The sequence below is a fragment of the Streptomyces sp. NPDC039430 genome, assembly GCF_055639435.1.
This window is the reverse complement of sequence record NZ_JBVKAK010000015.1, coordinates 1-24052: the sequence shown is the minus strand read 5'-3', so window position 1 is coordinate 24052 and position 24052 is coordinate 1. Positions and strand designations below refer to the sequence as shown.

17 protein-coding genes and 1 tRNA gene are annotated in these 24052 nt (G+C 71.6%); 10 read left to right on the top strand and 8 right to left on the bottom strand.

Features of this window, described 5'->3' with window-relative positions; all coding sequences use genetic code 11:
• The first annotated feature begins 32 nt into the window (after positions 1-32).
• The 3 genes from ACZ7LS_RS29130 to ACZ7LS_RS29120 all read left to right on the top strand — a co-directional run bounded on the left by ACZ7LS_RS29130 (position 33) and on the right by ACZ7LS_RS29120 (position 2581).
• Positions 33-704, top strand: a complete 672-nt coding sequence (locus tag ACZ7LS_RS29130; protein WP_382521898.1) for a class I SAM-dependent DNA methyltransferase — start codon at positions 33-35, stop codon at positions 702-704.
• Positions 705-821: 117 nt separating this feature from the next.
• Positions 822-1793 carry an ATP-binding cassette domain-containing protein gene (locus ACZ7LS_RS29125; RefSeq protein ID WP_385131470.1) on the top strand — a complete coding sequence of 324 codons (972 nt, stop codon included), beginning with the start codon at positions 822-824 and terminating at the stop codon, positions 1791-1793.
• On the top strand, positions 1790-2581 hold the full coding sequence (locus ACZ7LS_RS29120) for an ABC transporter permease (RefSeq protein WP_385131472.1): 792 nt from the start codon (positions 1790-1792) through the stop codon (positions 2579-2581). Before ACZ7LS_RS29125 ends, ACZ7LS_RS29120 begins: the two co-directional genes overlap by 4 nt.
• Here the strand turns inward: ACZ7LS_RS29120 and ACZ7LS_RS29115 are convergent.
• From ACZ7LS_RS29115 to ACZ7LS_RS29100, 4 genes are all read right to left on the bottom strand, one after another.
• The gene (locus ACZ7LS_RS29115) at positions 2562-5696 is read right to left on the bottom strand and encodes an ATP-binding protein (RefSeq protein ID WP_385131475.1); all 3135 of its coding nucleotides are present in this window, start codon (positions 5694-5696) and stop codon (positions 2562-2564) included. The genes ACZ7LS_RS29120 and ACZ7LS_RS29115 overlap by 20 nt on opposite strands.
• A 180-nt stretch (positions 5697-5876) precedes the next feature.
• The gene (locus ACZ7LS_RS29110; protein ID WP_382521909.1) at positions 5877-6218 is read right to left on the bottom strand and encodes a hypothetical protein; all 342 of its coding nucleotides are present in this window, start codon (positions 6216-6218) and stop codon (positions 5877-5879) included.
• A 251-nt stretch (positions 6219-6469) separates the two neighbouring features.
• Positions 6470-9046 (bottom strand): ABC transporter permease, encoded by a 2577-nt coding sequence (locus tag ACZ7LS_RS29105; RefSeq protein ID WP_385131478.1) that lies wholly within the window; start codon positions 9044-9046, stop codon positions 6470-6472.
• A complete protein-coding gene (locus tag ACZ7LS_RS29100; protein WP_385131481.1) occupies positions 9043-9831 on the bottom strand; it encodes an ABC transporter ATP-binding protein in 789 nt (262 codons plus the stop codon). The genes ACZ7LS_RS29105 and ACZ7LS_RS29100 overlap by 4 nt, the downstream gene beginning before the upstream one ends.
• Positions 9832-10260: 429 nt before the next feature.
• Between ACZ7LS_RS29100 and ACZ7LS_RS29095 the strand changes: the two genes are divergently transcribed.
• Positions 10261-11898, top strand: a complete 1638-nt coding sequence (locus ACZ7LS_RS29095; RefSeq protein ID WP_385131666.1) for an MFS transporter — start codon at positions 10261-10263, stop codon at positions 11896-11898.
• A 25-nt stretch (positions 11899-11923) separates the two neighbouring features.
• Here ACZ7LS_RS29095 and ACZ7LS_RS29090 read toward each other — a convergent pair whose 3' ends face one another.
• From ACZ7LS_RS29090 to ACZ7LS_RS29080, 3 genes are all read right to left on the bottom strand, one after another.
• Entirely contained in the window at positions 11924-12814 is an 891-nt protein-coding gene (locus ACZ7LS_RS29090; protein WP_382521918.1) for a coiled-coil domain-containing protein, read from the bottom strand.
• A gap of 328 nt (positions 12815-13142) precedes the next feature.
• Positions 13143-15737: an SUKH-4 family immunity protein gene (locus ACZ7LS_RS29085; protein WP_385131669.1), complete on the bottom strand. Its 2595-nt coding sequence runs from the start codon at positions 15735-15737 to the stop codon at positions 13143-13145.
• 5 nt (positions 15738-15742) lie between these two features.
• On the bottom strand, positions 15743-16720 hold the full coding sequence (locus ACZ7LS_RS29080) for an SMI1/KNR4 family protein (RefSeq protein ID WP_382521920.1): 978 nt from the start codon (positions 16718-16720) through the stop codon (positions 15743-15745).
• 427 nt (positions 16721-17147) lie between these two features.
• Here ACZ7LS_RS29080 and ACZ7LS_RS29075 point away from each other — a divergent pair, with 427 nt between their 5' ends.
• Positions 17148-17648 carry a YwqJ-related putative deaminase gene (locus ACZ7LS_RS29075; RefSeq protein ID WP_382521923.1) on the top strand — a complete coding sequence of 167 codons (501 nt, stop codon included), beginning with the start codon at positions 17148-17150 and terminating at the stop codon, positions 17646-17648.
• A 2-nt stretch (positions 17649-17650) separates the two neighbouring features.
• Positions 17651-18139 carry an SUKH-3 domain-containing protein gene (locus tag ACZ7LS_RS29070; RefSeq protein WP_382521926.1) on the top strand — a complete coding sequence of 163 codons (489 nt, stop codon included), beginning with the start codon at positions 17651-17653 and terminating at the stop codon, positions 18137-18139.
• Positions 18140-18367: 228 nt separating this feature from the next.
• Here ACZ7LS_RS29070 and ACZ7LS_RS29065 read toward each other — a convergent pair whose 3' ends face one another.
• The gene (locus ACZ7LS_RS29065) at positions 18368-19711 is read right to left on the bottom strand and encodes a sensor histidine kinase (RefSeq protein ID WP_385131486.1); all 1344 of its coding nucleotides are present in this window, start codon (positions 19709-19711) and stop codon (positions 18368-18370) included.
• Positions 19712-20192: 481 nt separating this feature from the next.
• Here ACZ7LS_RS29065 and ACZ7LS_RS29060 point away from each other — a divergent pair.
• The 4 genes from ACZ7LS_RS29060 (at position 20193) to ACZ7LS_RS29045 (ending at position 23864) form a co-directional block, all read left to right on the top strand.
• Positions 20193-20263: transfer RNA gene (locus ACZ7LS_RS29060), tRNA-Gln, on the top strand.
• Positions 20264-20426: 163 nt separating this feature from the next.
• Positions 20427-21869, top strand: a complete 1443-nt coding sequence (glmU, locus tag ACZ7LS_RS29055) for a bifunctional UDP-N-acetylglucosamine diphosphorylase/glucosamine-1-phosphate N-acetyltransferase GlmU (protein ID WP_382522255.1) — start codon at positions 20427-20429, stop codon at positions 21867-21869.
• 109 nt (positions 21870-21978) lie between these two features.
• On the top strand, positions 21979-22956 hold the full coding sequence (locus ACZ7LS_RS29050) for a ribose-phosphate diphosphokinase (RefSeq protein WP_129767009.1): 978 nt from the start codon (positions 21979-21981) through the stop codon (positions 22954-22956).
• Positions 22957-23273: 317 nt separating this feature from the next.
• Positions 23274-23864, top strand: a complete 591-nt coding sequence (locus tag ACZ7LS_RS29045; protein ID WP_382521932.1) for a 50S ribosomal protein L25/general stress protein Ctc — start codon at positions 23274-23276, stop codon at positions 23862-23864.
• Positions 23865-24052 lie beyond the last annotated feature (188 nt).

Genomic DNA, 24052 nt, shown 5'->3' with positions numbered 1-24052 from the left:
GTTCGAAGTCGACGAGGAACAAAGGACGCGCGTTGCCCGCACACCACAACATCGACCATGAGCGAGAACTCTGGGACGCCTACGCCCGGAGCACCAAGGACACCGTGCTCGACGCCGACCCCGTCTTCGGCTGGACGCAGTACGCCGGTCACGGGCCGGGACCTGAGCTGCTGGGCTCCCCCGGGACAGCTCTGGAGATCGGGTGCGGCACGGGGAGCGCCTTGGCCTATCTCGCTCAGCGAGGCGTCAAGACGACTGGCGTCGACCTCTCCCCGGTCATGGTCGAGCAGATCACCGAGCGCTGGGGGCCGGGAGGCTCCCGGTTCGTCTGTGCTGAGGTGATCGAACACCTGCGAAGCGATACGGAGACGTACGACGCCATCTATTCCGTCTTCGGGGCGGTCTGGTTCACGGACCCCGAGGCGTTGCTTCCGCTGATCGCCCGGCGGCTCAACCCTGGTGGCGTCCTGGTCTTCTCCCATCCACCGGCCATCCCCGGCACATCCGGCGCGCAGGGCATGTACAAGGGTGGCTTCGCGGGCAGGGCGATGTACACCTACCGCTACAGCCACACACCCGCCGCCTGGAAAGCGCTGCTGCTCAGCGCCGGGTTCGCCGAAGTGGACGCACAGGTACTCGACGCGCCGGCTCCCGGCCACATCGGGACTCTGATCGTCCGGGCCGCCGTCGCCCGGGTCCCGTAAGCGGAGAGCGGACGTGCTCGTTCAGCCCCGGGCCCCAACGGCTCCGCCCGCCCGGTTCCAGGGCGCTGAAACCATCCTGAAACCGCGCTGAATGCGCCCTGCCGCAACCTCCGCTCCATGACGACATCGACTTCGCGCTCTCTCGCCATCGCGGCCAGGGGGCTGCGCAAGGCCTACGGGGACAAGACGGTCCTCGACGGCATCGACCTGGCGGTGCCGACCGGCACGGTCTTCTCCCTGCTCGGGCCCAACGGCGCCGGCAAGACCACAGCCGTCAAGATCCTCTCGACCCTCATCACCGCCGACGCCGGCGAGCTGCGGGTCGGCGGCCACGACCTGTCCGCCGACCCGCAGGCCGTGCGGGCCGCGATCGGCGTCACCGGGCAGTTCTCCGCCGTGGACGGCCTGATCACCGGCGAGGAGAACATGCTTTTGATGGCGGATCTGCACCATCTCTCCCACGACGAGGGCCGGCGCACCGCCGGCGAACTCCTCGCGCGCTTCGATCTGGTGCAGGCGGCGAGGAAGCCCGCCTCCACCTACTCCGGCGGCATGAAGCGCCGCCTCGACCTCGCCATGACCCTCGTCGGCGATCCGCGGATCATCTTCCTCGACGAGCCGACCACAGGGCTCGACCCGCGCAGCCGCCACACGATGTGGGGGATCATCCGCGAGCTGGTGTCCGGCGGCGTCACCGTCTTCCTCACCACCCAGTACCTGGACGAGGCCGATGAACTCGCCGACCGCATCGCGGTATTGCACGACGGCAGGATCGCCGCGGAAGGGAGCGCCGACGAACTGAAGCGGATCGTTCCGGGCGGGCACGTGCGGCTGCGGTTCACCGATCCGGCCGCGTACCTGTCCGCCACCGTCACCCTGCGCGAGGTCACCGGGGACGATGAGGCGCTGACGCTGCGGATCCCGAGCGACGGGAGCCAGCGCGAGCTGCGCTCCCTGCTCGACCGGCTGGACGCGGCCGGCATCGAGGCGGACGAACTGACCGTGCACACCCCCGACCTCGACGACGTGTTCTTCGCCCTCACCGGCGGCACCGACATCCTTGGCCGGCCCGAGGAGACTGTCCGATGAGCGCCCTCTCCCTCGCCGTACGCGACTCGCACACGATGCTGCGCCGCAACCTGCTGCACGCGCGCCGCTACCCCTCCCTCACCCTGAACGTCCTGCTGATGCCGGTCGTCCTGCTGCTGCTCTTCGTCTACGTCTTCGGCGACGTGATGAGCGCGGGCATCGGCGGCGGCGGCGCCGACCGCTCCGACTACATCGCCTATCTCGTCCCGGGAATCCTGCTGATGACCATCGGCGGCACCCCGGCCGGGACCGCGGTGTCCGTCTCCATGGACATGGCCGAGGGCATCATCGCCCGGTTCCGTACGCTGGCGATCCACCGTGGCTCGGTGCTCATCGGGCACGTCGTCGGAAGTGTGCTGCAGGCGGTCGTCAGCGTGGTCCTGGTCGGCTCCGTCGCCGTGGCCATCGGCTTCCGGTCCACCGACGCCACGGCCGTGGAGTGGCTGGCGGCGTTCGGGCTGCTCACGCTGGTCGCCACGGCGTTCACCTGGATCGCGGTCGGGACGGGCATGGCCAGCCCGAACCCGGAGGCGGCCAGCAACAACGCGCTGCCGCTGATCGTCCTCCCGCTCATCTCCAGCGCCTTCGTCCCCATCGACGCGATGCCGGGCTGGTTCCAGCCGATCGCCGAGTACCAGCCGTTCACCCCGGCCATCGAGACCCTGCGCGGCCTGCTGCTCGGCAGCGAGATCGGCGACAACGGGTGGATCACGATCGTCTGGTGCCTGGGCCTGTCGGCGCTCGGCTACCTCTGGTCGGCCTCGCTGTTCAAGCGCGACCCGAAGTAAGTTCGCGGGCCGCATCCCGCAGCTCGTCCCGTCCCAGGGCGGCGTACTCCGACACCGCGTCGGCGTACGCCGCCCGGTCGGCGTCCTCGGCCGCCCGCCGGGCGCGCGCCGCCGACATCGTCGGCTGGAACTCGCGCAGCACCCGCAGCCGTTCGGCCAGCGCGATCATCCGTACGGCACGGGCGTCGCCGGACGCGAGCCCCGCCATGCCGAGCGCGTGCAGCGCCGTCCCGGACACGGGCAGCTCCATGGCCGTGCGGGACGGGCCGCGCAGCAGCGTCCGCAGCCGCTGCCGCAGCCGGTCGAGCGGCTCCGCGACGAGTTCGACACGGCCGGCGTGGGCGTGTGCCGTCAACGCCGCCGACTGGATCTGGAGCGCCCACGGGTTGAGCCAGGGGTCTCCGCCGTGCGCCGAGCCCGCCCGGGACAGCCGCTCCACGGCGTCGCGCCACAGGCCGAGCCCGGCCTCCGTCAGCCCGCGGATCAGTGCGATCTCGGCGCGCGCGCCGAGATCGGGGCTGTAGAAGTCGTCCTCCCGCGGGGCGTTGTCGCCCTCCGCCTGCCGCAGCCAGTACTCGGCCTCGTCGGGGTCGCCGCGCTGTAGACAGGCGAGGGTGAGCCCCCAGCGAACGCCCAGATAGTCGTGTTCGTCGCCGAGCCGCGGCAGGGTGCCGAGCGCCGTCTTGAGGTGCCCGTACGCGGTCTCTCCCCGTCCCGTCTTCAAGCACAGCTCGCTCAGCCGGGCGTGCACCATGAGGCGCAGGGACGGGTTGTCGGCCGGCGCCAGCGCGGCGGTCATCCGGCGGGCCGAGGCGAGCGCGCGGTCGATGTCGTGCTCGTACTCCCAGACGTAGGAGGCGACGCATTCGGCGATGCCGGCGATCAGCGGCTGCCCGCTGCCGCAGAGCTCCCGCAGCGCGTCGTAGTCGGGGGGCCGCATCTCGGGGACCGCGCTCAGCACCGCCGCGGTGGCGCGCAGCAGCGTGTCCGGCGGGGCCGGGGGCAGCCGCCGGAGGGTGACGAGGTGGCGTACCACGTCGGCGTACGGGCCGTAGTCCATGAACAGGCTCACCGTGCACAACACCGCGGCGGCGCGGGCGACTTCGACGTACTCGGGCTCGGGGCGGTAGCGCGACAGCGGCGGGCCGGTGTCGGCGGCGAGGGCGACGAGGCGCGGGTGATGGGAGTCGGTGGACCACAGGGCGGCGAGGACGGCGGTGAGGGCAGCGGTGGTGGGGCCGTCCGTACGGGCGAGGGCGTGCCGCAGGGCCGGCACGAGGTTGTCCTGCTCGGCCCTGATCCGCTCCCAGGCGGTCCGCGGTTCCGCACCGAAGACCCAGTCGTGGTACGCGACGCCGAAGTCCCGCGCCCAGGCGAGGAACCGGCCGACGGCGTCCTCGTCCTCGCCCGCCTCCGCGCGCCGGGCCGCGCTGAACTCCCGTACGGTCTCCAGCATCCGGAACCGCACGCCGGCCGGGGTGTCGGCGACGGTGAGCAGCGACTGACCGGCCAGCTGCTCCAGCAGGAACAGCGCGTCCTCGCCGAGCACCTGCTCCGCCGCTTCGCCGGAGAAGCCGCCGGGGAAGACGGACAGCGTACGCAGCGCGGCTCCGGCCTCGTCCGTGAGCAGGTTCCAGCTCCACTCCACGACCGCGTGCAGTGTGCGGTGGCGCTCCGGCGCGTCCCGTGCCCCGCCGCGCAGCAGCGCGAACCGGTCGCCGAGACGGCGGGCGATCTCCGGCACCGAAAGGACCCGCACCCGTGCGGCGGCCAGCTCCAGGGCGAGCGGCAGCCCGTCGAGGTGGCGGCAGAGCTCGGCCACCGCGTCCGGCGGCAGCCGCACGCCGGTCCTGGCGGCCCGGGCCCGCTGAGTGAACAGCTCGACGGAGGTGCCGAGGCCGAGCTGCGGCAGCGCGTACACCGCCTCCGAGGTGAGGCCCAGCGGGGCCCTGCTGGTGGCGAGTACGCGCAGGTCCTTCGAGGACGAGACCAGGGCCCGTACGAGGTCGGCGGCGCCCAGGACGACCTGCTCGCAGTTGTCGAGGACCAGCAGCGCGGGCCCGGAGCCGAGCAGTCCGCGGATACCGGACAGCGGGTCGGACGAGAGGTGGCCGCTCATGGCGGCGTGCCGCGCCTCTCCCGCGCCGAGCGCGGAGGCCACCTCCGCGGCGACGTCCTCGTCCGCGGTGACGCCGGCGAGCGGCACAAAATACACCACGCGCTGCTCGGCCCGGCGGCTGACGGCGTGCGCGAGCCGGGTCTTGCCGAGTCCGCCGGGGCCGACGACGGTGACGGCGCGGGAGGCGCGCAGCAGCCGCTCCACCGCCGCGACGTCGTCGTCCCGGCCGAGGAGCGGGTTCGGTTCGTGCGGCACGCCGTGCCTGACCACGGGCGGCTCGCCGCGCAGCAGCTCCCGCTGTACGGCCCTGAGTCCGGCGCCCGGATCGGTACCGAGCTGGTCGCGCAGCTCACGGCGGTACGCCTCGTACCGCGTGAGCGCGGCGGACGGGCCCGCCGTCGCCGCCTCGCCGCGCAGCAGTTCGGCGAGCACTTCCTCGTCGCGCGGACGCTCCGCGGCGGCCATGGCCAGCGGTCCCGCCGCCTCCGCGTGCCGCCCGAGGCGGGCGAGCGCGAGCGCCCGCGCGCGTATGAGCGTGCCGCGGACGGGGGCGCGCTCGGCGCGCAACGCGGCGACGGGGCCGCCGGTGCCGTCGGCCCCGTCGGGAGTGCCCTCCCACAGCGCGAGCCCGGACTCGGCCGCGGCCAGTGATCCCGCGTGGTCCCCGGTCCTGGCCCGGTCCGCGCTCGCGGCGGCGTACAGCAGCAGGGCGGAGGTGTCGACCTGGTCCTCGGCGAGGGTGAGCCGGTATCCGGTCGGTGTGCCGGCGATGACGTCGGCGCCCAGCTGCGCCCGCGCCCTCGACACGAGGACCTGCACCGCTTTTCCCGGCCGCTCCGGCAAGGCGTCCGGCCACAGCCCCGCCACAAGCCGCTCGGTGCTGCATCCCCTGCGCGCGTCACCGGCGAGCAGCGCGAGGAGACCGCGGAGCCGGGGCGCGGTGACCTCCTGTCCGCGATAGGCGACACGCGGCAGCAGGGTCAGGTCGGTAGTCACCCGTGCAGATTAGGGCGTGTCGCGAAAGTCCCGTCCGGCGTGCGACGCCCGGCACGGCACCGGCACGGCACCTCGCGGTGTTGCCGGGGTCGTCCTCGTACGTCAGGTACCCAGTACGAGGACGACCCGCCGCTTCGGACGACCCGCCGCTTCAGACGACCAGCGCCCTCAGGGGCCGGTTCAGTTGAGGACGGTCACGTCCGTGCGGATACGGAGCGGGGAGTCCCAGGCGATGTTGATTTTGGCTGTCACGATTCCGGAGCCGGGGGCGATCCCCGTCACCGTGATGGGGGCGGCCCCGATGAAACGGACGCCGTTGGCGTCGACTTCGGAGGCGGTGACGATGACTGTCGAGTTGGGGTTGATCACGTTCCAGGTGATGGGGAAGTTGACCCAGCCCCTGTAGGCGCCCCAGACGACCCAGCCTCGCCACAGATCGGCGACATTGCCGCCGGTCACCGCGCGCCCGTCGGTCCTGGCCGCCATCTCTACGTTGGTTTCCGGTGCGTTGGTTGTGGACACAGCGGTCCCCTCTCTCCTCATTCTGAGCGGGCCCGGGATGTCGGCCGGATCGTCCGGCCGAGAGAGTCCGTCGCTCTCAGTGTCCGGCCGACTACATGGTGCTACAACCCCTCGTAAGGGTGAACTCGCCCGACTCGCGCACGGTCTGGGCGCGTTCTGCCTGACACGACCGTCGCGCGGTGATAATGCCCTCCGGCCCCGGTGGACGTTGGAGGAACGCCCACCGAGGCCGGAGTCTCCACCGTACCGTTCTAGTCGGTGGCGATCGCGTTCAGTACGTTCATCCGACCGGCGCGGAAGGCCGGGACCAGCGCGGCGAAGAGTCCGACGAAAGCCGAGGCCACGAAGACCGTCAGAATCGTCGGCCACGGTATCTCCAGGACGCCGAGACCCTCCAGGGCCAGCAGCTTCTGGGCCGATGTGCCCCAGCCCATGCCCAGCCCCAGTCCGAGCACGGCGCCGAAGAGGGCGATGACCACCGACTCCAGCCTGATCATGCGGCGCAGTTGGCGGCGGGAGAGCCCGATCGCCCGCAGCAGACCGATCTCCCGGGTCCGCTCCACCACCGACAGCGCCAGGGTGTTCACCACTCCCAGCACCGCGACGATGATCGCGAGCGCCAGCAGACCGTAGACGATGTTGAGGAGTTGGCCTATCTGGTCCTTCAAGTCCTGCTTGAAGTCGGTCTGGTTCTGCACCGTGTACTGCGGGTACGCCGCGAGCGAGTCCTTGAGGGCGGCGTACGCCTCCTTCTCCTTGCCCTCCTCGGCCGCCGCGAACATGATCAGGTTCTTGGGCATCTTGTCGGCCGGCACATACCGCTGGGCGGTGGTGATGTTGGTGTACATCGCGCCCTTGTCGACATTCGTGTCGTCCGAGGTGATCGCGGCGACCGTCAGCTCGGCGCTCTTCCCGCCCGGGAAGACGACCGGCATCCGGTCTCCGAGTTCGACGCCGTGCTCCGTGGCGTAGGCGTCCCCCACCGACATCGCGTCCTCCCCGTACGCGGCGGACAGCTCACCCGCGACGGTCTCGCGGCGCAGGTCCTCGGCGTAGGTCGGGTCGGCGGCGACGATGCCGTCGGACTGCGTCGTTCCGTCCGGGGCGGTCACCTTGACGTCGACCCACTTGTACTCGGTGACATGCGCGATGCCCGGCGCCCTCTCCAGCGCCGCCTGGGCCTGCGGCATGATCGGCTGGCCGTTGTCGGACTGGACGATGAAGTCCGCGCCGACCGACTTGTCCAGCTCGTCGGTCGCGGAGGCGACCATCGAGGACCCGACCACCGACAGACAGGCCACCAGCGCGAGCCCGATCATCAGCGCGGCGCCCGTCGCCCCCGTACGCCGTGGGTTGCGCAGCGCGTTGCGCTCCGCCATCCGGCCGACCGGGCCGAACACCCTCAGCACGACCGCGCCGAGCGCCCGGACCAGACCGCCGGCGAGCAGCGGACCGATCACGACGAAGCCGATCAGCGTGCAGACCACGCCCGCCCCGAGGTAGACCGACCCCTCACCGGCCTCGTCCGCCCGCGCCGCCAGAAGCAGCGCGGCACCGCCGGCCCCCGTGAGCACCAGCCCGATGACCGCCCTGATCCATCCGGCCCGGCCGTCGGCGGGCGTGCCCGCGTCCCGCAGCGCCGCCATCGGCGAGATCTTCCCGGCCCGACGGGCCGGAATGTACGCCGAGACGACGGTGACGACGACACCGAGCACCAGCCCGATCGCCGGCGTCGTCCACTTCACCGTCAGGTCCCCGGTGGACAGATCCATGCCCATGGACGACATGAGCTTCATCAGCCCGACGGCGAGTCCCACCCCGGCGCCGACCCCGGCGACCGAACCGAAGACCCCGAGGAGCACGGCCTCCAGCAGCACCGAGCGGTTGACCTGCCGGCGGCTGGAGCCGAGGGCCCGCAGCAGACCGATCTCCCGGGTCCGCTGCGCGACCAGCATCGAGAACGTGTTGACGATCAGGAAGATGCCGACGAGGAAGGCGATCCCGGCGAAGCCGAGCATCGCGTACTTCAGCACGTCGAGGAAGGAGCCGACATCCGCGCGGTTCGCGTCCGCGGCCTCCTGCCGCGTCCGCAGCTTGTACGCGCCGCCGTCGAGGGCGGCCGCCACGTCCCGTTTCAGCCGGCTGTCCTCGACGCCCTCGGCCGCGGTGACATTGACGTGCGTGAACCGGCCGGTGCTCCCGAGCAGTTGACGCTGGGAGGTCGCCGTGTCGAAGAAGATGACCGCCGCACCGGGGTTGGTGACGGTGAACGTGGCGATACCGGAGATCTTCGCCCGGAAGTCGCCCGTGACCGCGATGGTGCGCAGTTCGTCGCCCAGCGCGAGACGGTGCTTCTCGGCGGTGTCGGCGTCGACCATCACTTCGGTGGGCCCGCGCGGCGCGTGGCCCGAGGTGATCTCCATCGAACGGAGGTCATTGCGCGTCCAGTTGCCCGCGATGGTCGGCGCACCGCTGCTCGCGCCCACGTTCTTGTCGCCCGCGTCCACGACGGTCACGCTCGTGCTGCTGACCGCGCCCTCGGCGGACTTCACTCCGTCCGCCGTCCTCACCGTCTCGACGACCGAGGCGGGCAGCGATTCGGGCTTGCCGGTCTGGGACGTCTCGTCCACGCCCTTGGCGGCCTTGGGGCTGACCGTCACATCCGCGGACGTCGCGGCGAAGAGCTTGTCGAACGTGGTGTTCATCGTGTCCGTGAACACCAGGGTGCCGGTGACGAACGCCACCGACAGCAGGACGGCGACGGCGGAGAGCGCCATCCGCCCCTTGTGCGCGAAGAAGTTGCGCAGGGAGGCTCTGAGGACGGTCATGACGTACGCCCCCGGGCGTCGAAGTCCTTCATGGGGTCGAGCACGGCGTCGGCCGTCGGACGGAACATCTCGTCCACGATCCGGCCGTCCGCGAGATACAGCACCCGGTCCGCGTACGACGCGGCGACCGGGTCGTGCGTCACCATCACGATCGTCTGGCCCAGTTCGTCGACCGACCGGCGCAGGAAGCCCAGCACCTCGGCGCCCGCGCGCGAGTCCAGGTTCCCGGTCGGCTCGTCACCGAAGATGATCTCGGGCCGGGCGGCGAGCGCCCTGGCCACCGCGACCCGCTGCTGCTGACCGCCCGACAGCTGGGTCGGCCGGTGCGAGAGCCTGTCGGCGAGCCCCACCGTCTCCACGACCCGCCGGAGCCACGGTCCGTCCGGCTTACGGCCCGCGATGTCCATGGGCAGCGTGATGTTCTCCAGCGCGTTGAGCGTGGGCAGCAGGTTGAACGCCTGGAAGATGAAGCCGATCCGGTCCCGGCGCAGCTGGGTGAGCCGCTTGTCCTTCAGCTTCGTGATCTCGGTCTCGTCCAGATGGATCTCACCCGAGGTCACCGTGTCAAGACCCGCGAGGCAGTGCATCAGCGTCGACTTGCCGGAGCCGGACGGGCCCATGATCGCGGTGAACTGCCCTCGGTCGATGTCCACATCGACATGGTCGAGCGCCACGACCCGGGTCTCCCCCGCGCCGTACGCCTTGACGACCTGCCGCGCTCGCGCCGCGACGGCCGTACGCCCTCCCGTACCCCCGTGCCTGGGAATGGTCACAGCCGTTGTCACGGTAAGTCTCCTATATCGCTCAATACGCCGAGTGTTGGTCGGGCGCGGTCCGAGTCTGCTGGCATGCGGGGCCCCGGCGCGCTGGGGCACAGCGCAGTCTTCACCTGGGGTTTTCCCCACCCCCCTGCTGCGGTCGGCCCCCCTCACGGGCCCTCGCGGCGGTAGGACCAACGTAAAGAACCAGCCACCGTCTCCTCGTCGTCCGGCGGAACGAACGACCCCTGGGCGGAAGTAGGGAGGAGTCCCTAGGGGAACTCCGCCGCCAGGGTGAGCGCACGGCGGACGAACGTGTGCGGCGCACGCCCTCCCCGGGGAAAGGGCCCGGGTGAGAGGCTGTCCCCTGGAGATACATGCATAGGGAAGGCATAGGGAAGGGATCCCGTGAGCGGCGCCGGCGGAAGTACCGAGGACTCCGGACGTACCGAAGCGATACCCGAGGCGGCTTCGTCGGCCGCACCCCCGCCGTCACCACCGCCCGCCACACCGCCGGCGCCCGCCGCGCCCGCCGCGTCCGCCACACCGCCGGCGCCCGCCGCGTCCGGCAAGGACGGCCGGGCGCGCGGTCGCGGCCCCGTCGTCGCCGCCCTGATGCTCGGCATGGCGCTCGCCGCGCTCGACGGCACCATCGTCTCCACGGCCGTCCCGCAGATCGTCGGCGACCTCGGGGGATTCGCCGTCTTCTCCTGGCTGTTCTCCGGCTATCTGCTCGCCGTGACGGTCACCCTGCCCGTGTACGGAAAGCTTTCCGACACCTTCGGCCGCAAGCCCGTCCTGATCGCGGGCATCATCCTCTTCCTCATCGGCTCACTGCTCTGCGCCACCGCCTGGAACATGGCCTCCCTGATCGCCTTCCGCGTCGTCCAGGGGCTCGGCGGCGGGGCACTCCAGGGCACGGTCCAGGTCATCGCCGCCGACCTCTACCCCCTCAAGGAACGCCCCAAGATCCAGGCCAGACTGTCCACGGTCTGGGCCACCTCGTCCATCGCCGGACCCGCCCTCGGCGGGCTGCTCGCCGGGTACGCGGACTGGCGCTGGATCTTCCTGATCAATCTGCCGGTGGGCGCGGTCGCGCTCTGGCTCGTCATCAGGTACCTGCGGGAACCGCACCGGCCCGCCTCCACCCGGCTGACGGCCCCGGGCCCGGCGCCGCGCCGCCGCGTCGACTGGGCGGGCGCGCTCGCCGTCTTCGCCACCGGAGCCCTGCTGCTCACCGCCCTCGTCCAGGGCGGCGTCGCCTGGCCCTGGGTCTCCGTGCCCTCGTTCGCGTTCCTCGGCGGCAGCGCGGTCCTCGCCGCCGTCACCGTCGTCATCGAACGCCGCGCCACGGACCCGATCATCCCGGGCTGGGTCTGGCGCCGCCGTACCATCGCGGCCGTCAATCTCGCCCTCGGCGCACTCGGCCTGCTGATGGTCGCCCCGACCGTCTTCCTCCCCACATACGCGCAGTCCGTACTCGGACTCGGCCCGATAGCCGCCGGCTTCGTCCTCTCCGCCATGACGCTGAGCTGGCCCATCAGCGCGGCGTTCTCCAGCCGCCTCTACAACCGCATCGGCTTCCGGCTCACCGCCATCACCGGGATCTCCCTCGCCCTGCTGGTCCTGCTCGCCTTCCCGCTCCTCCCCTATCCCGGCCGGCCCTGGCAGCCGGCACTGATCATGCTGCTGCTCGGCGCCGCGCTCGGGATGTTCCAACTGCCCCTGATCATCGGGGTCCAGTCGACCGTGGGCTGGTCGGAACGCGGTACGGCCACCGCGTCCATACTGTTCTACCGCCAGATCGGCCAGAGCGTGGGCGCCGCCCTGTTCGGGGCAGTGGCCAACGGCGTCATGGCCGCCCGCCTCGCCGACGCCCCCATGCCAGGACTCCCCGGCGACCTCGACTCCGTCTCCAAAGCCCTGGAGAACCCGGCCACACTCACCGCGGAGGCGGCGGACTATCTGCGCCGGGCGATGGACTCCGCGGTGGACTACGTCTACCTGGGCGCGGCGGGCGCGGCCGCCGTCTCGCTGCTGGTGCTCATCTTCGTGGCGCCACGGCGGTTCCCCGTACTCAAGGATCCGGAATGACCCAAGGATTCCGGGGCCAGCCCCGTCACCCCTCCGCCGGCGCGCGTCCCGTGAGTGCCGCCAGCGTGTTCCGTACGTGCGCCATGTGCGCCTGCATCTCCTCGCGCGACTCCGCGTGTTCCCGCAGGAGCCGCTCGGTCTCGCGCACCACACCGTCCGCGTCCGCGCGTGCCCGCGCGAGCAGTTCCTCGGCCCGCGCCGCCGCGTCCTCCTGCCCGTGCCTGGCCTGTTCGCCCGCCTCGGAGAAGGCCCGCTGCGCCGCCACCAGCTGGACCTGCGCGTACGCCGCGAGTTCGTCGTGCTCGACGCGCGACGCGGCGTCGCGGGCCGCGAACTCGCGCTCCGCCGCGGCCAGTTCCTCGCCCTGCTTCTGCTCCTGCTCGTCGATCACCCGCTGCGTGCGCCGGCGCACCTCCTTGAGCGCGGCGAGCGATTCCGCGCGCTGCGCCGTGACCTCGCGCCGTGCCTCGGCCCGCGCCGCCTCGGCCGCGCCCTTGGCGGCGCGCAGGACCTGTTCCGCGTACGCCTCCGCCTCCGCCCTTACGGCGTCGGCCCGTTGACGCGCCGCCTCGCGCACCCGCTCGGCCGCCGCACGCGCCGCGTCGACGACCGCCTGGGACTCCTCGCGCACCTCGGTCCGCAGCGTCTCGTCCTCCTGCCGCGCGAGGGCCAGGATCTGCTGGGCGCGGTGGCCGAGCTTCTCGTACGTCTGCGGCGGCAGTGCCGCCACCCGCTCGCGGAGCAGCTCCGCCTCGCTCTCCATCTCCTTGGCGAGGACGGTGAGCCGCGCCACGCGCTCCCAGGCGTCGTCACGGTCCCGGAACAGCGCCGTGACCTCCCGCTCGACCTGCTCGGGGCGGTAGCCACGGCCACGTACGGGCACGAAGCCATGAGCCGACAACGGTGCGGCAACCATCCTTGAAGCCCCTCTCCGACACACGACACAGAACGCCATCCGGCACAATCCTGCGGGAGCGAGCCGAAGTGCCCATACCACGACACTCCGCCCAACCGCCCCGCTCAAGGATGCGGCATCAACCCCGAAAAGGTGGAAAGGCGGAAAAGCGGAAACGTCGAGGCGTGGAGGCGTGTAGGCGCCTGGCCCCGGGTGGCGGGAGAGTCGGGGACGCGGAGACGCGGAACGGCCGGGGCGCGCCCCGCGTGTCGCGGTGGGCGCCCCGGCCGTCCGTCCGGTTCAGGTCGCTGCGTTCAGGTCACTACGTACAGGTCGCTGCGTTCAGGCGTCAGAGCAGTCCGTCCCACATCTGCTCCAGCAGCACCGACCACCAGTTCTCCGGCGACGACAGCGCCGCCGGGTCCAGCGCCGCGAGCTGCGCCTGGAAGTCGACGGTCCAACGGCCCGCCTGCTCCGGGTTGAGACCGAACCTCAGCCGCCACATCCGGCCGAGCAGCGCCAGCGAGCGCGTGAACTCCGGCAGTCCGGTGTTCACGAACTGCGGAGGCACCGGCTGTCCGCCAGGACCCGCCTCGACCGGTACGGCCATGATGTGCGCCGTACCGTACTGGACACACAGCGCCCGGCCGAAGTCCGTGCCCATCACCAGATAGGACCCGGCGTCAGCGGCCGGCCGCACCTGCCGCTGCGCGGCCAGTTCGGCCAGCGTCGGCACCACCGGCTGGGCGGGCTGCGCCCAGAAGAACGGCCCGAAGTCGGCCGGCAGACCCGCCCATACGAGCGTACGCGCCACGAGCTCCGGCACGCCCTGACGGGACACCGCCCGCTGGTCGAACCGGCAGATGCCCTGCGGACCGAACGCGCCCATCAGCTCCTGCGCGACCCCCTCGGGCGGGATCGGCGGCGCGGGCGGCAGCTGCGGCAGCGGAGCGCGCACCGGCGCGGGCCGCGCGGGGCCGTCCGCGACCTGGTGCAACTCGCCCTGATGGGTGAGCAGATGCTGCATGCCCTGCTGCCTGCTGGCGTGGTCCTGGCCGTACGGGGCGACGCTGGTGATCCGTACCTGCGGCCAGGTCTCCCGGATCATCCGGGCGCAGTAGCCGCCGGGCAGCTCGCAGGACTCCAGCTCCGTGTGGAGTTCGAGCACCTGCTGCGGCGGCACGTTCATGGCGCGCAGCTCGTGCAGGATCTGCCACTCCGGGTGCGGGGTGCCGGGCGCGGAGCGGCGGATGAGCTGGGCCTCGGAACCGTCGGGCGCGCGGTAGCGCAGCACGGCCTGATAGCCGGGGCCGACGGTCGGCAGACCGGACGGCTGCTGCGGATAGCCGTAGGCCGGGGGCTGGGCGTGCGGGGCCGACGGCGGTACGGGACCACCGGGTACGGAGCCGCCGGGTACGGGACCACCCGGTACGGGACTCCCTGGTGGCATGCCGGGTGGCGCTCCCGGCGGACCGGGCGGGTTGGGCGGCTGCGGGCCCGTCTGTCCCGGGCCCGCGAGCATGGTCGCCGCGTGATGCACGCCGCCCGGAGGCGTACCAGGAACCCCAGGCGCACCCGGAGGCTGCGGAGCACCCGGAGGCGTTCCCGGAGCGCCCGGCGGCCGTGGCGGCTGCGGCGCCTGGCCGCCCAGGCTCGCGTCCGCGAACATCGTCGCCGCGTGGTGCACCCCGCCCGGAGGCGTACCAGGAACACCGGGCGCACCCGGAGGACCGGGAGGGCCAGGAGGACCCGGAGCGGCCGGAGGCCGTGGTCCGTTGGCGCCGGATCCGCCGAGGCTCGGAGCCAGCTGCGTCGGCAGATAGCCACCCGCCGGGACACCGGGCGTACCGGGGCCCGACGGCGGCGGGGTCGCGCCCGGCGGACGTGCGCCGGGGACGCCGGGCGCGCTCGGCGGTGGCGGAGTCGACGCACCACCACCGCGCGCACCACGCGGCGGTACGGGCGCCTTGCTGGTCGCGGCATCGGCGATATCGGCGGCCCCAGCCTGGGCACCAGCACCAGCACCAGCACCGGCACCAGGACCAGGCCGCCCGGATCCCCCGGACTCCACCGCCCCCGGCGTTGCCGGCGTTCCCGGCGCCTCTCCCGCCGGCCCCGGAGCGACCGTCGTACGCGACAGGTGACTGCCGCCCGACATCAGCGCGGTCGGCGCCTCGGCAGCCACGCCCGGCGGCGGCGTGTCCTCGTCGTCCGTCCCCGAGAGCGGCGGGGCGAAGACCGTCGCGGGCAGCGGTACGGAACCGTCCTCCGGCGAGACGGACGCACCGTTGGTATCGGTCCCGGTCCAGGGCGTGGCCCCGGTCGGCACACCCCGCGTCGAGGCGGGCACTCCCTCGGCGGGCACTCCGTCGTTGGAGGTGGGCTCGTACCCACCGGACCAGGCGGAGCTGCCCTGCGAGGCGTTGCCACCGCCGAGCGACCCGCCCGTACCCGAAGCGCCTCCACCCGAAGCGCCTCCACCCGAAGCGCCTCCTCCCGAAGCACCTCCAGCCGAAGCGGCGGGAGCGGGTGACGGAGCGGAGGACGGATCCTCCGACGCCCGCCGGTCCGGAATGCCCAGCTTGTCCGCCGCGTCCTGGAGCCACTCCGGCGGCGTCAACAGGAACGACGTCTGGTTCAGATCAATACGCTGCGGCGCCTCGGGAGCGGCCGACGCCACCGCGGGCGCCCCGTACTCCTCCTCGTACCGGCGGATCACCTCACCCACCGGCAGCCCCGGCCACAGCGTCGCCTCACCGCTGTCCCTGGCGATCACCAGCCGCTGCCGGCCCCCGTCCGACGTCGGACCGCCCTCGCGGTCCTCCGCCCACACCACGAAACCCAGCTCGAACTCCCGTACCCGCACCTCACGGTGCTGGTAACCGGGCAGATCGGCGTTCACCCACTCGTCCGCGCGCTCCTGCGCCTGCGCGAAGGTCACCATCGCGCTCACCCCTCCACCGGGACGGCGCGCGCGAAGCCGCCGTCCACCATCAGGTTCGCCACGGTCTCCAGCTCCGGCGGATTGCCCGCCAGCCGCAGCAGGAAGGCGTCGAAGTCGTCACCGCAGGGCAGCAACAGCCGCTCCACCCGCTCCGCCACGCTCCAGCCGTCCTGGTCCCTGGCGTCGTCGTACGCGCAGAACCAGACAGAACCGACCCGGTCGCCCTTGACCTTGACCGCCAGAATCCCGCCCTGGACGAAACCGACGGCCAGATAGTCCTTGGTCAGATGGTCCCGCAGGCACTTGTTGACGTACACCAGGTCATTGACTGCGGCCACGTCCCGCACGGTCAGGAACGGCTGGTCCACCAGCAGCCCCAACTCCGCGTCCAGCGCCGCACCCACCGGCGCGCAGCCGCCGGCCGCCTTGAGGAACGAACGGTAGGCACCCGGCAGCCGGTAACCGAAGTCCTCCTCCACCCCCTGCAACTGCTGCTCGCTGACCGGCAACGAGCCCTTCGGCAGCCCGAAATGGGCCGGCCGGGTCTCCTGGAGAGGACGCGTCCCCCGCTTGCCGTGGTCCACGCGCGTCGTCGCCAGCCCGCCGTGATGGCGCAGCAGCGCCTTCACCTCGACCGGTATCAGCAGCATCCGGCGTGAGGCCGGCAGATGGTGCCATGTCCAGCCGTGCGGCGTGGCCACCGACGGGATCGTGTCCCACAGCTCATGCCCCGCGGCAGCCAGCGCGGCGTTGGCCGACACATAGTCCGTGAGCCGCAGTTCGTCCACGCCGAACCCCTCGGGGGGCTCGGCTATCTCCGCGGCGGCACGCGCGTACGGCGAGAAGTCCGGATAGCCGTCGTCATCCACCCGTACACCTCTGGGGTGACGGGAGGCCCGGACCGGATCCGGGAAATGCACGACCTGCCCGGCGTAGGCCGCGTTCGGTGGCGCGGCTTGCTGCCCGAGCCGACCTGTCGTCATGGCGGTTGCCCCCTGCTGCGCTTCCGGCTGGTTCCACAGCCCTGGTTGCAGGACAGCCTATGTGGTGGGGCAAGAGGGGATCCGACGCTCCTCCCCCGGCCGTATCCGCCCCTCCCGACGCCCCTCCCCGCGCCCCTCCCCGCGCCCCTTTTGATTCCTGCCCGGCCCCCGCCCCGCCTACGTCCCGCCTACGTCCCGCCTACGTCCCGTACGCCGATCGGGCGTACTCCCACGGGACCGCGCGGCCCCGTAACCAACGGTCACGCGGGTGTGACCCAGCGCCGACGCCACGCCACGATCCACGCCCCAGCTTCCCGACAGCGCGCCGCATTTGGCAGGCTGTGCAGACAAACAGGGGCGTGACAGCGGGAATACGGGGGCGTGAACGAGCGGCTGTCCGGCCGCCGGCACCGGGAGGGGACAGCACATGCACACCGCACCAACCGACACGTCCGGGGACCCACGCCTCAGCTGGAGCAGCACCGAAGCACACCGTCCACCGGTGCTCCACCGGCGCAGGGACGGCATCCTGCCCGCCGTCGCCGCCGCGCTCTCCGTCCGCGGCGAGACCCTCACCTGCACCGCAGGCAAGGCCGACCAGCCACCCGTACTCCACCCGCTCGTACAGGACTTCCTGGACACCCTCACCAGCGGCCAGCGCGAACGCTTCACCGGCCGCTGCCCCGAGGCGATCCTGCTCTCCCGGCAGCTGACCGCCGCCGAGGCCGGACGCTCCAAACGAGCGAGACGAAAACCCCTGTCCCACAGCGAGGCACGCCGCTCCCTCAAACACGCCAAGCTGACCGCCCGCCGCATCCGTGAGGACGGCGACCCGCAACACGGCAGCTACGCCCCGCCCTGCCGCTCCTGCGCGCCGCTCCTCGCCCACTTCGGCGTACGGCCCGTCGACCCCACCGAGAACGGCTGAGCATGCGCGACCTCCACACCCCCCGCTTCCCCGTCCCCGTCGACGCGGCATTGCGCGAGGCCGGCTGGCAGCCGGGGCGCTGGGACATACGGCAGGCCGAGGAGTGGGCCGACGCCCTGCGCGCGCACATCACCCCCGCCGGCCACCGGCACGCCGTCTTCCCCGCCGCGGTCGAGGCGTGGGCGGAATTCGGCGGACTGCGCGTCATCGCGCCCGGCCCCGGCCGGCAGATCGCCCCGGCCGTCGTACGGATCGACCCCATGGCGGGCGTCCACCTCGCCCGTACGCTCGCCGACCTCGGCCGCTCCCTGGACACGGAGATCAGCCCGCTCGGCGAGGAGGGCGACGGTCAGGCCACCCTCGCGATCGACAGCACGGGCCGCGTCTTCAGCATCGACCACACCGGCGACTGGTACCTGGGACCGGACCTCGACCGGGCGCTCGGCACGCTGCTCACGGGCCTGGAACCGGCCCGTCTGACCTCGGGCTGAAGACCGACGTACGGGACCCAGGCGTACGGGACCCACGCGTACGGGAACCACGCGTCCGACCGAGGCTTCGGGAACTGAGGCTTGCGGAACCGAGGCGTCCGAGATCAAAGCGTCCGGAACGAGGCTTCCGGAACCGGGGCGCTCGGAACCGAGGCGTCCGGGATCCGGACGCCCGCGTCCAAGTCTCCGGAACCGGCCAGACAGGCGTCAGGCGTCAGGCGTCAGGCGTCAGGCGGGCCGGCGATGCGGCAGCACCGCCGACACGCGGAAACCCCCCGCGTCCGTCTCACCCGAGACGAACACCCCGCCCAGCGCCATCACCCGCTCCCGCATCCCCAGCAGACCATTGCCGCCGCTCGGCAGCCCCACATCCTGCGCGCCACCATCCGAAGGCCCGTTCTCCACCTGCATCGCGACCTCCTCGTCGCGGTGCGCCAGCCGGACCATCACCTTCGCGCCCGCCGCGTGCTTCAGCACGTTCGTCAGCGCCTCCTGCACCACGCGGTACGCCGTCTGTTCCACCTCGGGCGCGTACGTACGGGACTCGCCCTGGACCGTCAGTTCCACGACCATCCCCGTGTCCCGGGACTCCCCGACCAGCGCCTCGATGTCCCCCATACCCGGACCGTCCTCCGCCGCGGCGGCAGCGGCGGCAGCGGCAGCCGCGCCCACGGCCGCCAGCGGCACCGCCGCCGGAGCGTTCGCCGGCATCGCGTCCGACGCCTGGCGCGCCGCCACCTGCTCCCCGGCCCGCAGCACCCCGAGCATCTCCCGCAGCTCCGTGAGCGCCTGCCGCCCCATGTCCCCCACCAGCGCGGCGTTCTTCACCGCCTTCGACGGATCCTTCAGCGCCACCGCCTGGAGCGCCGCCGCGTGCACCACCATCAGACTCACCCGGTGCGCCACGACGTCATGCATCTCACGCGCGATCCGCGTCCGCTCCTCCGTACGCGCCCACTCCGCGCGCTGCTCGGCCCGGTCGGCCAGCAGCGACAGCTCCTGCTCCAGACTGTCCGCACGCTCGCGCAGGCTCTCCATCAGCCGCCGCCGCGCCCCGACGTAGAGCCCGAACAGCACCGGCGGCGCCGTCAGCCCCAGCGACATCAGGACCGCGACCATGGGCACGTACCACTGCGCCGAATCGAACCCCGAGTCGGCCACCACGTTCTGCCGCATCCGTACGTACGTCACGATCAGCGTCCCGACCAGCGACATACCGGCCAGCGCGCCGATGATCCGGCGCGGCGTCTCCGAGGCGGCGAGCGTGTACAGCCCGACCAGGGTCATCAGATAACCCATCTCCGCCGGTGTGATCGCGATCGAGACAAGCACCACGGCGAACGGCCACCGCCGCCGTACCAACAGCACCGCCCCGGCCAGCAGCCCGAAGGCCACCCCCAGTGGCACGGGCAGCGCGCTCGCGCCCGCGAACCTGATCCCCTCAAGCCCGCACTCCAGAGCCGACACCAGCGCCAGCCCCACGTCCAGTACGGCACTGCGCCGCCGTCCCCACCACCACCAGCCGCGAGCGTGCGCGCCCGCAGCGTCCTGATGTGCCCCCGTTGTGGTCATGTCTCCCAGCCTACGGGCGCCCGCTCCCCATTTTCCGGCGACCGCCACAGCACGGTCCGGGACGTGACACGCGGGGAAGGCGCATCGATAGCTCGAACTGGTGAATCGCCCGCGCATTCGAGCCGGACGTCCGTATTCCGGCACGGCGATCTCCGCGTGACAGGAATCCACGGCCGGCGGGGCGTCGACGGGAGCGACCGTGGCATCAGGTGCGGACCCACGACTCCGCCGACGTGCCGGCCGCCGGACGCTTCCGGGCGGACGTCGCGGGCATCGGTATCGCCGCCCTCGGCAAGGCGACGTCCAAGAGACGCAACCCGAAGACCGTCCGCACGAATGTCGGCGACGACTACCACGGGTGCTTCGTCGTTCGAGTGTCACAAAGCGCCGATATGTACCGTCGCATCGAGGGCTGGTGGTACGGCATAGTGGGGGCTGCACTCGCGCCCGACCCACCAAATCGGGCATAGGCGACGAACCATCCCGGGTCGTCTAAAGGCAGGACAAATGGTTTTGGTCCATTGAATGAGGGTTCGATTCCTTCCCCGGGAGCTGCGCAGTTCGGGTCCTGACCTCGCCGGTCGGGACCCGTCCTCGTTTCCGTCCCGAAACCCACCGGTATCCTGCGGTTGTCCATCACCCGAAGCCGAAGGGCATTCCCGTGAGCGCCAACCTTCCCCACGTTCTCGGCTCCGCTGGAACAGGGGAGACCCCACTGGCCGCCGTCGTCGTTCTCGCAGCGGGTGAAGGAACCCGCATGAAGTCGAAGACCCCCAAGGTTCTGCATGAGGTCTGCGGGCGCTCGCTCGTCGGGCATGTCGTGTCCGCGGCCCGTGAGCTGGGCCCCGAGCAGCTCGTCGTGGTCGTCGGGCACGCCCGCGAGCAGGTCGAGGGGCATCTCTCCGCCGAGCACGCCGGCGTCCGCACCGCCTACCAGGCCGAGCAGCACGGGACCGGCCACGCGGTACGGATCGCCCTCCAGGAGCTGGGGGCCACGCCGCACGGGACCGTGATCGTCGCCTGTGGCGACACCCCGCTGCTCTCCGGCGACACGCTCAAGGCGCTGGCCGCGACGCACGCCGCCGACGGCAACGCGGTGACGGTGCTGACCGCCGAGGTCCCGGATTCGACCGGGTACGGGCGGATCGTCCGGGACGGGGCGAGCGGCGCGGTCACGGCGATCGTGGAGCACAAGGACGCCACCGACGCGCAGCGCGCGATCCGCGAGATCAACTCGGGCGTCTTCGCGTTCGACGGGCCGCTGCTGGCGGACGCGCTGGGCAAGGTGCGTACGGACAACAGCCAGGGCGAGGAGTACCTCACCGATGTGCTCGGCATCCTGCGGGAGGCGGGCCATCGCGTCGGCGCGTCGATCGCCGTCGATCACCGCGAGATCCTGGGCATCAACAACCGCGTACAGCTGGCGGAGGCGCGCCGGCTGCTGAACGGGCGGCTGCTGGAGCGGGCGATGCTGGCGGGGGTGACGGTGGTGGATCCGGCGTCGGTCTTCGTCGATGTGTCGGTCACGTTCGAGCAGGACGCGGTCGTGCATCCCGGTACGCAGCTGCTGGGCGCCACGCATCTGGGCGAGGGCGCCGAGGTGGGGCCGAATTCGCGGCTGAAGGACACGGCGGTCGGCGCGGGCGCGCGGGTGGACAACACGGTGGCGGACGGCGCGGAGATCGGCGAGGCGGCCTCGGTGGGGCCGTACGCGTATCTGCGGCCGGGTACGCGGCTGGGTGTGCGGGCGAAGGCCGGTACGTACGTGGAGATGAAGAACGCGACGATCGGTGAGGGCACGAAGGTGCCGCATCTGTCGTATGTCGGGGATGCGACGATCGGTGAGTACACGAACATCGGCGCCGCCAGCGTGTTCGTGAACTACGACGGCGAGGCGAAGCACCACACGACGGTCGGCTCACACTGCAAGACGGGCTCGGACAACATGTTTGTGGCGCCCGTCACGGTGGGGGACGGCGCGTACACGGCGGCGGGGTCGGTCATCACGAAGGACGTACCGCCCGGTTCGCTGGCCGTGGCCCGGGGCCAGCAAAGGAATATCGAGGGTTGGGTGGCCAGGAAGCGGCCGGGAAGTGCTTCCGCTCAGGCGGCTCAGGCGGCCGGGACCACCTCCGTCGGCAGCGAGAACGAAAGCTGACCGGAAAGAGATGCGCCGATCTCGGCGTACCGTGATAACTGCACGATTCGGCTGGCTCGCAGGGACGCGCGGGTGCAGCGGCCATCAACACGTCTGAGGAGACAGTGCTGTGACCGGGATCAAGACGACCGGCGAGAAGAAGTTGATGCTCTTCTCCGGCCGCGCCCACCCCGAGCTGGCCGAGGAGGTCGCGCAACAGCTGGGTGTCGGGATTGTGCCGACCAAGGCATTCGATTTCGCCAATGGTGAGATCTACGTGCGCTATCAGGAGTCGGCCCGTGGCGCGGACTGCTTCCTGATCCAGAGCCATACCGCTCCGATCAATAAGTGGATCATGGAACAGCTGATCATGATCGATGCGCTGAAGCGGGCCTCGGCCCGGAGCATCACCGTGATCGTGCCGTTCTACGGCTATGCCAGGCAGGACAAGAAGCACCGTGGCCGGGAGCCGATTTCGGCCCGGCTGGTCGCCGATCTGATGAAGACCGCGGGGGCTGACCGGATTCTGACGGTCGATCTGCACACGGACCAGATCCAGGGCTTCTTCGACGGTCCTGTGGACCATCTCTTCGCGCTGCCGGTGCTGGCGGACTATGTGGCCGGGAAGGTGGACCGGTCGAAGCTGACGGTGGTCTCGCCGGACGCGGGCCGGGTACGGGTCGCGGACCGCTGGTGTGACCGGCTGGGGGCGCCGCTGGCGATCGTGCACAAGCGCCGTGACAAGGACGTCGCCAATCAGGTGACCGTCCACGAGGTCGTCGGAAATGTGGCCGGCCGGGTCTGTGTCCTGGTGGACGACATGATCGACACCGGTGGCACGATCTGCGCGGCGGCGGACGCGCTGTTCGCGCACGGCGCGGAGGACGTCATAGTGACGGCCACGCACGGCGTGCTGTCGGGTCCGGCGGCGGACCGGCTGAAGAACTCGAAGGTCAGTGAGTTCGTCTTCACGAATTCGCTGCCCGACCCGGGGAACCTCGACCTCGACAAGATCACGGTCCTGTCGATCGCGCCGACGATCGCCCGTGCGGTGCGCGAGGTGTTCGAGGACGGTTCGGTGACAAGCCTCTTCGAGGAGCAGGCGTAACGGTACTTCTGGGTCCAGGGCTCAGACCTCTGGACTCTGGATTCACGGTTCCGGAGCGGTTCCGGAGCGGTTCCGGAGCGGTTCCGGAGCGGTTCTGAGGCGGTTCCGGAGCGCCCGGAGCGCCTCGCAGGGGCCTCGGGGCCCTGGGCCCGCAAGATCGATTTCTGAGGCGGCCTCCCCGCCGGGTAGACTCAGCGAGTTGCTCGGCGAGGGAGGCCGCACTCATGTGCGGCGGTCCGTTATCGACGCGCTCTTCGTAGCAGGCCTGTCGTGGCCGGGTGACGGCCGATTTCCTGTCACCTACGAGGAGTGCCGTCATGGCTGAAGTGAAGATCAGCGCCGAGGTCCGTTCCGAGTTCGGCAAGGGCGCCGCCCGCCGTACCCGTCGTGCCAACAAGGTCCCCGCCGTCATCTACGGCCACGGCGCCGACACCGTCCACGTGACCCTGCCGGGCCACGAGCTGATGATGGCGCTGAAGACGGCGAACGCGCTGATCTCCCTGGACATCGAGGGCCGCAAGGAACTGGTCATCCCGAAGGCCGTCCAGCGCAACGCGATCAAGGGCCACATCGAGCACGTCGACCTGCTCGCGGTGAAGCGCGGCGAGAAGGTCACCGTCGAGGTCGCGGTGCACACCGAGGGCGAGCTGGCCCCGGGCGCCAACCTGCTGGAGAACGTTCTCAACACCCTGACCGTCGAGGCCGAGGCCACCCACATCCCGGAGTCCGTCACGGTCTCCATCGCGGGTCTGGACGCCGGTGACTCGATCGTCGCCAAGGACGTCCCGCTGCCGTCCGGCACCACGCTGGTCACGGACGAGGACGCGGTCGTCATCCAGATCCTGGCCGCGCAGGCCGAGGAGCCGTCCGGCGACGAGGCCGAGGCGGCCGAGGGCGCCGAGGGCTGATCCGTACGCTGTGCCCCACGGGGTGGGGGGGGGGGGGGGGGCCCCCCCCCCCCCCCCCCGTTCCCCCCCCCCCCCCCCCCCCCCCCCCCCCGCCCCGTGCCGGCGTTGTTCGCGCTGCCGCTCGTACCGCTGCTACGTCGTCACGTCACATCGCCGCATGACCGCCGACAGCGCCATCCGTGTCTCGC